This window comes from uncultured Intestinibacter sp., assembly GCF_902468165.1.
Taxonomy (GTDB): Bacteria; Bacillota; Clostridia; order Peptostreptococcales; family Peptostreptococcaceae; genus Intestinibacter.
Window position 1 is genome coordinate 1 of the sequence record NZ_CABQXJ010000109.1, and the last position, 7,128, is coordinate 7,128.

Here is a 7,128-nt window from a genome sequence, read left to right on the forward strand (position 1 = left end):
TTAAATTTTAGCAATTCTTTTTTTTATTTATATTCAAGTTTTTATTTAAATAAATATTTTTATATTATATAAGTCAATTATCTTCTTGATCTTTTAGTTGGTCTACCTTTTTTAGTAGTACCTTCTTCTTGAACTTTTTTCTTAGCTACTTGACCTGGGAATAATATTTTAGGCTCTTCTAAATTTTTTCTGTATATTGTAAATTTAAAACCTATAGCTTGAACGTATTCTGCTCTTAATGCATTACATATTGCATTTGCAGTTTCTTTTGCGTCAAGTCCCGCAGTTTCAAGTATATTAACTTTAACTAGTTCTCTAGAATCTAGCATATTATCTAATTGTTCTAAGAATCTCTCATTTACACCATCTTTACCTATTTGAGTTATAGGTTTCATAGTGTTAGCAAGAGATCTTAAGTAAGCTCTTTGTTTACTATTTAGCATGTCTTCCTCCTAATTTGTATTTAAATTCTAGTGATAGAATTCAAATTCTATTTCGTATATCTTAACTGTATCTCCGTCTTCTATGCCCATTTCTCTAAGTTTATCGAATACACCTTCATTTTCCATAGTTTTTTGGAAGAATTGGATAGATTCCATATCCTCAAAGTCAACAGAGTACATGATTCTTCTAAGTTTTTTACCAGTTACTACATAAGTTCCATCTTCATCTATTTCAACACTTAATCCTTCTTCAACAGTGTTGTCAAGTTCTGGTCTGTAGTATTCTTCTTCTGATACTAATTCTATATCTTCTACTTCTTGAAGTAATTGTGATGTATAAGCTATAACTTCGTCTACACCATCTCTAGTTGCAGCAGACATTTTGAATACTTTGTATCCTCTATCTTCTAAAGTCTTTTTAAAGTTTTCATAAACTGACTCATCAAATAATAAATCAGCTTTGTTTGCCACTACTATTTGAGGTCTAGTAGATAATTTATCGTTGTATAATTTTAATTCATCGTTTATTTTATCGAAATCTTCTATTGGGTCTCTTCCCTCAATTCCTGATATATCGACGATATGGATTAATACTTTTGTTCTTTCTACGTGTCTTAAGAAGTCGTGTCCAAGACCAACACCTTCTGCAGCACCTTCTATAAGTCCTGGTATATCTGCAAGAACGAAACTATCTCCAAAGTTAGTTTTAACAACACCTAAGTTTGGTGTTAAAGTTGTGAAGTGGTAGTTAGCTATTTTTGGTCTAGCTTTAGTTACCACTGATAAGAATGTTGATTTACCTACGTTAGGGAATCCTAAAAGACCTACATCAGCGATCATTTTAAGCTCTAGTATTACCCATCTTTCTTCTCCATCTGTTCCAGATTTAGCAAAACTAGGTGCTTGTCTTACAGCATTTGCAAAGTGTTGGTTTCCTTTTCCGCCTCTACCACCTTTTGCAACTACTGCTTCATCGCCTTCATTTTTTAAGTCAGCTATTATTAAATTAGTAGCTTCGTCTCTTATTATTGTTCCTGGTGGAACTTTTAATACTAAATCTTCACCGTTTTTTCCTGCTTGTCTTTTTTTGCTTCCGTCAGCTCCTGGCTCACCTACATATTTCTTTTTGTATTTGAAATCCATTAAAGTTCTAAGACCTGTATCTACTTTGAAGATTATACTAGCTCCACGACCACCGTCTCCACCGTCTGGGCCTCCTGCTGGAACATATTTTTCTCTTCTGAATGATACAGAACCATTTCCGCCGTTTCCTGCTTTTACGAATATTCTAGCCTTATCTATAAACAAGTCTTTCACCTCCCAAGTAATATTTTTATTGTTTCCATTTTTAAGGTATATATTATTGTTGAAAAAATCTTTGTTTCAGATAGTTGTATGTATATTTCCTATATATTATAAAACAAAAAGGAGTGTAGATACACTCCTTTTCTTTTATAATTATTCAGCAACTTCTACTACTGGATATATACTTACTTTTTTTCTTTTTTTGTCGTATCTTTCGAACTTAACAGTACCGTCTATTAATGCGAATAAAGTGTCATCTCCACCTTTACCTACATTAGTACCTGGATGTATCTTAGTTCCTCTTTGTCTTACTATTATACTACCAGCAGTAACTACTTGTCCGTCATATCTTTTAACACCTAATCTTTTTGATATAGAATCTCTACCATTTTTAGAAGACCCTACCCCTTTTTTAGATGCTAATAATTGTAAGTTCATGTTTAACATTTGGAGTCACCCCCTACTTTTTTAAGATTTTTATATTTTTCGGATATTGTCCTTTTATCATTTCCATTGTTAACTTAAAGTGTTCAAATAATAAATCAGTTTTATCATTTAAACAATCTTCTTTTACTATGCATTCAATCATTCCTTCTTGTCCTATTTCAGACTCAAATTCGACTTTTGCTAGTAAATTCAATGAGTTGTCCACACCTATTGCGTTAGATGTAACGGCTGAACAAACTATATCGTAGCCATATTCGGCATACTCAGCATGTCCTTTTAGTGTGAATCCTTTTAATCTGAAATCATCTGTGTAATGATATTTAATCTTTATCATATTACACTCCAATTACTAAGCGTTTATAGATTCTATAACTAACTTAGTGTATGGTTGACGATGTCCTTGTTTTCTTCTGTAGTCTTTTTTAGCTTTGTATTTGTAAACTATTACTTTCTTAGCTTTTCCTTGAGCTACAACTTTAGCAGTTACAGTAGCACCTTCTACAACTGGAGATCCAACAGTTAATCCGTTTTCACCAGCAACAGCTAATACTTGATCTAAAGTTACAACATCACCTTCGTTAGCTTCTAATTTTTCTACGAATAATACATCACCTTGAGCAACTTTGTATTGCTTTCCACCTGTTTTAACTATAGCGTACATTCATATACACCTCCTCGGTCTCAAACTCGCCATTAAGGTACTTTCTTTCGAAAGTTTTTACCTTGTCTGTGCGGCATTACAGTTATTAATAATACATTGTTTTTGATTAAAAGTCAATATTATTTATAAATAATTTTTTCGCCTTTTTGATTTATACTTTCTGTTTTTGTAATTTCAATACTTATCTCGTATTTTTTTTCTAGTTTTTTTAGAGAATCGCTGTATTTTTCAATCATTTTATTGTAAATATATGGTGATATTTCCAATAAAATATTATTATAGTTCGTATGTTCTTTCATTCTTATAATGTCTTTTTCTAAATTATCTAATATGTAGTTAATTGATTTTTGACTAAATTCACTTTTACAATTTTCACATGTGCTTAGATAGTAAGAATCTATAGAGTCTTTTTCTCGCATTCTAGCGATTTCAACAAGACCTAATCTAGTTATACCTAGGACCTCGCTTTTTCTTTTGTCTCTACTTAGACATTCTTCTAATTTTTTAATTAAGTTTTCTTTATATTTTTTCTTTTGTAAATCTATAAAGTCTACTATTATAATACCGCCAATATCTCTAATCTTTAGTTGCCTTGCAATTTCTTCGCAGGCTTCTAAATTAGTTTTATACATAGTTTCTTCTCTCGAGATATTTCCTGTAAATTTTCCTGTATTAACGTCGATTACAGTCAATGCCTCTGTTTTTTCTATTATTAAATAGCCTCCACTTTTAAGCCATACTTTTTTGCTTAAAGCTCTTTCTATTTCTTTTGAGACTTTGTATAAATCAAATATATCTTTATTTTGCTCTAAAATTAGTTTATCTACATAACTTTTATCTATGTTACTTAATAAAGTTTTAATTTCTGTATATTTATCTTTATCATTAAAGATAATATTATCTATTTCGTCATTAATATTATCTTTAATGTATTTTGTGTCTAGGTCTAATTCTTTATATAGTAGTTTAGGACCCATACCTAATTTAAATTCTTTAGATATATTTTTATATCTATTTATAAGCATTTCAAAATCTTCTTTTAATTTATCTATATCACAGCCTACAGCTTCTGTTCTAATTATTATGCCCAGATTGTCTTTGTTTAATGATTTTACTAATTTTTTTAGTCTAAATCTTTCTTTTTCTTCAGATATTTTATTTGATATTGTAATTCTATCATTTGATGGTATTAAAACTAAATACCTCCCAGATATACTTATCTCTTGTGTAAGTCTTGGTGCCTTAGTTCCAACAGCTTCTTTGTTGATTTGAACGAGAACTTCCATACCATTTTTTATATCGTCAGAAGATTTAATAGGTAAATATGCCATCTTTTCAAAACCTATATCTACAAAAGCCGCCTCTATACCTGGCTTGATATTTTTTACTATACCTCTGTAAATATTTGATTTTGTCTTTTTATGTATATTATCTTCTATTAATAGTTCTATTAGCTTATTATCCTGCATAACTGCAGTCTGTGTAGATGAAATTAATGATTGTACTATAATTTGTTTCATTTTATTATCTCTATAAATTAAAGTGGAGTCACTAATTGACCATCTTCCATAGCATATAAATCACGTCTTAAAACACTAACTTCTCTTGGATCTATTTCTAAATCAAGCATATTTAATATTTGTGGTATTAAGATATTTATATTTAAATTAGCTTTTGATCCTGTAGCTATAGTAGACTCAAAAGTTACTTTTTTGTCGTCTAAGCTTACTAAATCAAAGTTTTTGATTAAAGGTCTTATATCGACTTCTACTTTTCTACCTTTTTTATTTGTCTTAGTTACTATTATCTCTTCACTTTTTACGAAGTTTAACACTCTTGATTTAACAAATTCTTTGCTTAAAGGAGTGTCTAAGTCTATATTGAATATATATTCTCCATAAACTATTACTGATGATAATGAAGGAGTTTTTGGGTCTATTTCTTGACCTTTTATAAATTTAATTCCCTCTGGTAATTGATTGTTTATTCTCTCTAAAAATTCGTCTACTTCTATATCGTCTTCGATTTCTATATCAACATATTCACCTTGACTCTCTACTCCTAGAGCTAATGCATTACCATAACTCATTTTAGGATGAGGATTGAATCCTTCAGAATAACTTAAGTTTATTTTTGCTCTTCTGAATGCTCTTTGTAGAAGTCTTTGTAAATCAAGATGAGATATAAATATCATCTCATCTTCTTTTTTGTATTTAACTCTTATTAATTTACTCATACTTAACATAACCCCTTTCCAATTTCGTGTGCATTTATTCCACAACCATTACATCTGTGTCTACAGTCTACAGTTATTTTTTCAGCTCTAGCTATTTCATTTTCTCTAACTAAGAACTTTTTACTAACACCTACGTCTATATGGTCCCAAGGGAATACTTCGTCGTAAGATCTTTCTCTATTAGCATAGAATGCTATATCTAAATTATTTTTTTCCATAGCTTCTTTGTATATATCTAGTTTGAAGTGTTCACTCCATCCATCGAATTTTGCACCCATTTTGTATGCATCTAATAGTACTTTTCCTAGTCTTCTGTCTCCTCTTGCAAATACTGCTTCCATTAAACTTGTTTTTGAGTCATGGTAGTTGTATTTTATATCTTTATTTTTTAGAGCTTTAACTAAATAACGTTGTTTATCTAAAACTTCTTCAGTTGTATCTTGTCCATGCCATTGGAATGGTGTAAATGGTTTTGGTACAAATGTAGATGTACTTACTGTAACTGAGAATTTCTTTTTAAGTTTTCCATCGTGTACATTTCTATAAGTGTCTATAACATCGTATGCTAAATCTCTTATACCATCTAAGTCATCGTATCTTTCAGTTGGAAGACCTATCATGAAGTATAATTTAACACTGTTCCATCCCATTTCGAATGCTTTTTTAGTTGTATTTTTAAGGTCTTCTTCTGTTACACCTTTGTTTATAACATCTCTAAGTCTTTGAGTACCAGCTTCTGGTGCAAATGTAAGACCAGATTTTCTAACTTGTTGTATTTTTTCTGCTATTTCCATAGAGAAGTTGTCAAGTCTAAGTGATGGTAGAGATATACCTATATTTTCTGGTGTAAATTCATCAACTAAGAAATCCGTTAATTCTGGTAGATTAGTGTAGTCACTTGTACTTAGTGATGATAATGATATTTCGTCATATCCTGTATTGTCTACTAATTCTCTTACTGATTTAGTTAATGTATCTAAGCTTTTTTCTCTTATTGGTCTGTATATCATACCTGCTTGGCAGAATCTACATCCTCTTGTACATCCTCTAAATAATTCTAATACAACTCTATCGTGAACTATTTCTATATAAGGAACTATTAATTTTTCTGGATAATATACTTCATCCATATTTCTTATTATTCTTTTGCGAACTTTTTCGTTTACGCCTTCTCTATTTGGTTTAACAGATTTTACTGTTTGGTCTTCGTTGTATTCTACATCGTAGAAACTTGGAACGTAAACCCCTTCTATTTTTGCTACTCTAGCTAAGAAATCTTCTCTTGTAGTTTTATTTTTCTTCCACTCTTTATATTCAGCAACAACTTCTAAGTTTACTTCTTCACCTTCACCTAGTATTGCTATATCTATGAAGTCTGCAAGTGGCTCACAGTTATATGCACATGAACCTCCAACCATTATGAATGGATCGTCTAATTCTCTATCTTCTCTTTTTAGAGGTATTCCTGCTAAATCCATCATATTTAATATATTTGAATATGAAAGCTCGTATTGAAGAGTAAATGCAACAAAATCAAAGTTTCTTATAGATTCTCTTGATTCTAATGCAAATAGAGGTATATTATTTTCTCTCATTATTTGTTCCATATCTAATGCCGGAGCATAAACTCTCTCACAGAACACATCTTCATCTTTATTTATTACTCTATATAGTATTTGACTTCCTAAGTGACTCATACCTACTTCGTATAAATCTGGGAAGCAGTGTGCGTATCTTATTAAATCTTTATTTGTAGTATCTTTATGGATTGAATTTATTTCATTTCCTAGATATCTAGCTGGTTTTTCTACTCTTTTAAGTATCTTTTTAAAATTATGTTTATCCATCTATTACTTAATCCTCCATGTTCTCTATATTACAGTCAATTATTTTTATTTTAGTTTATATTAAAAATAACACGAATTTTATTATACACTATAAAATATTATGTTCAAAGGTTTTTATTTATAAATAAATCCATTATTGTATATAATTAAAATAAATTATTTGTATATAATCTGTGCAATTTACAATTC

The 7,128-nt window shown here is 29.9% G+C and carries 8 protein-coding genes; all 8 read right to left on the reverse strand.

Translation table 11 applies throughout. The annotated features are described in order from the left end of the window. Nucleotides 1-77: 77 nt before the first annotated feature. Nucleotides 78-443: a YhbY family RNA-binding protein gene (locus tag RDX53_RS13460; protein WP_279051625.1), complete on the reverse strand. Its 366-nt coding sequence runs from the start codon at nucleotides 441-443 to the stop codon at nucleotides 78-80. Nucleotides 444-470: 27 nt separating this feature from the next. Beyond that, a complete protein-coding gene (gene obgE / locus RDX53_RS13465; protein WP_195931534.1) occupies nucleotides 471-1,751 on the reverse strand; it encodes a GTPase ObgE in 1,281 nt (426 codons plus the stop codon). 150 nt (nucleotides 1,752-1,901) lie between these two features. Next, nucleotides 1,902-2,195 carry a 50S ribosomal protein L27 gene (gene rpmA, locus RDX53_RS13470; RefSeq protein WP_022072586.1) on the reverse strand — a complete coding sequence of 98 codons (294 nt, stop codon included), beginning with the start codon at nucleotides 2,193-2,195 and terminating at the stop codon, nucleotides 1,902-1,904. Nucleotides 2,196-2,208: 13 nt separating this feature from the next. Next, nucleotides 2,209-2,529 (reverse strand): ribosomal-processing cysteine protease Prp, encoded by a 321-nt coding sequence (locus tag RDX53_RS13475; protein WP_195931533.1) that lies wholly within the window; start codon nucleotides 2,527-2,529, stop codon nucleotides 2,209-2,211. 15 nt (nucleotides 2,530-2,544) lie between these two features. Beyond that, nucleotides 2,545-2,856 (reverse strand): 50S ribosomal protein L21, encoded by a 312-nt coding sequence (gene rplU / locus RDX53_RS13480; RefSeq protein WP_195931532.1) that lies wholly within the window; start codon nucleotides 2,854-2,856, stop codon nucleotides 2,545-2,547. 119 nt (nucleotides 2,857-2,975) lie between these two features. Next, nucleotides 2,976-4,376 (reverse strand): Rne/Rng family ribonuclease, encoded by a 1,401-nt coding sequence (locus tag RDX53_RS13485; RefSeq protein WP_195931531.1) that lies wholly within the window; start codon nucleotides 4,374-4,376, stop codon nucleotides 2,976-2,978. Between the two features lie 17 nt (nucleotides 4,377-4,393). After that, nucleotides 4,394-5,092, reverse strand: a complete 699-nt coding sequence (locus RDX53_RS13490; RefSeq protein WP_195931530.1) for a TIGR03936 family radical SAM-associated protein — start codon at nucleotides 5,090-5,092, stop codon at nucleotides 4,394-4,396. A 2-nt stretch (nucleotides 5,093-5,094) separates the two neighbouring features. Continuing rightward, nucleotides 5,095-6,939, reverse strand: coding sequence for a TIGR03960 family B12-binding radical SAM protein (locus RDX53_RS13495; RefSeq protein WP_307994333.1), 1,845 nt, complete (start codon nucleotides 6,937-6,939; stop codon nucleotides 5,095-5,097). Nucleotides 6,940-7,128: the final 189 nt, after the last annotated feature.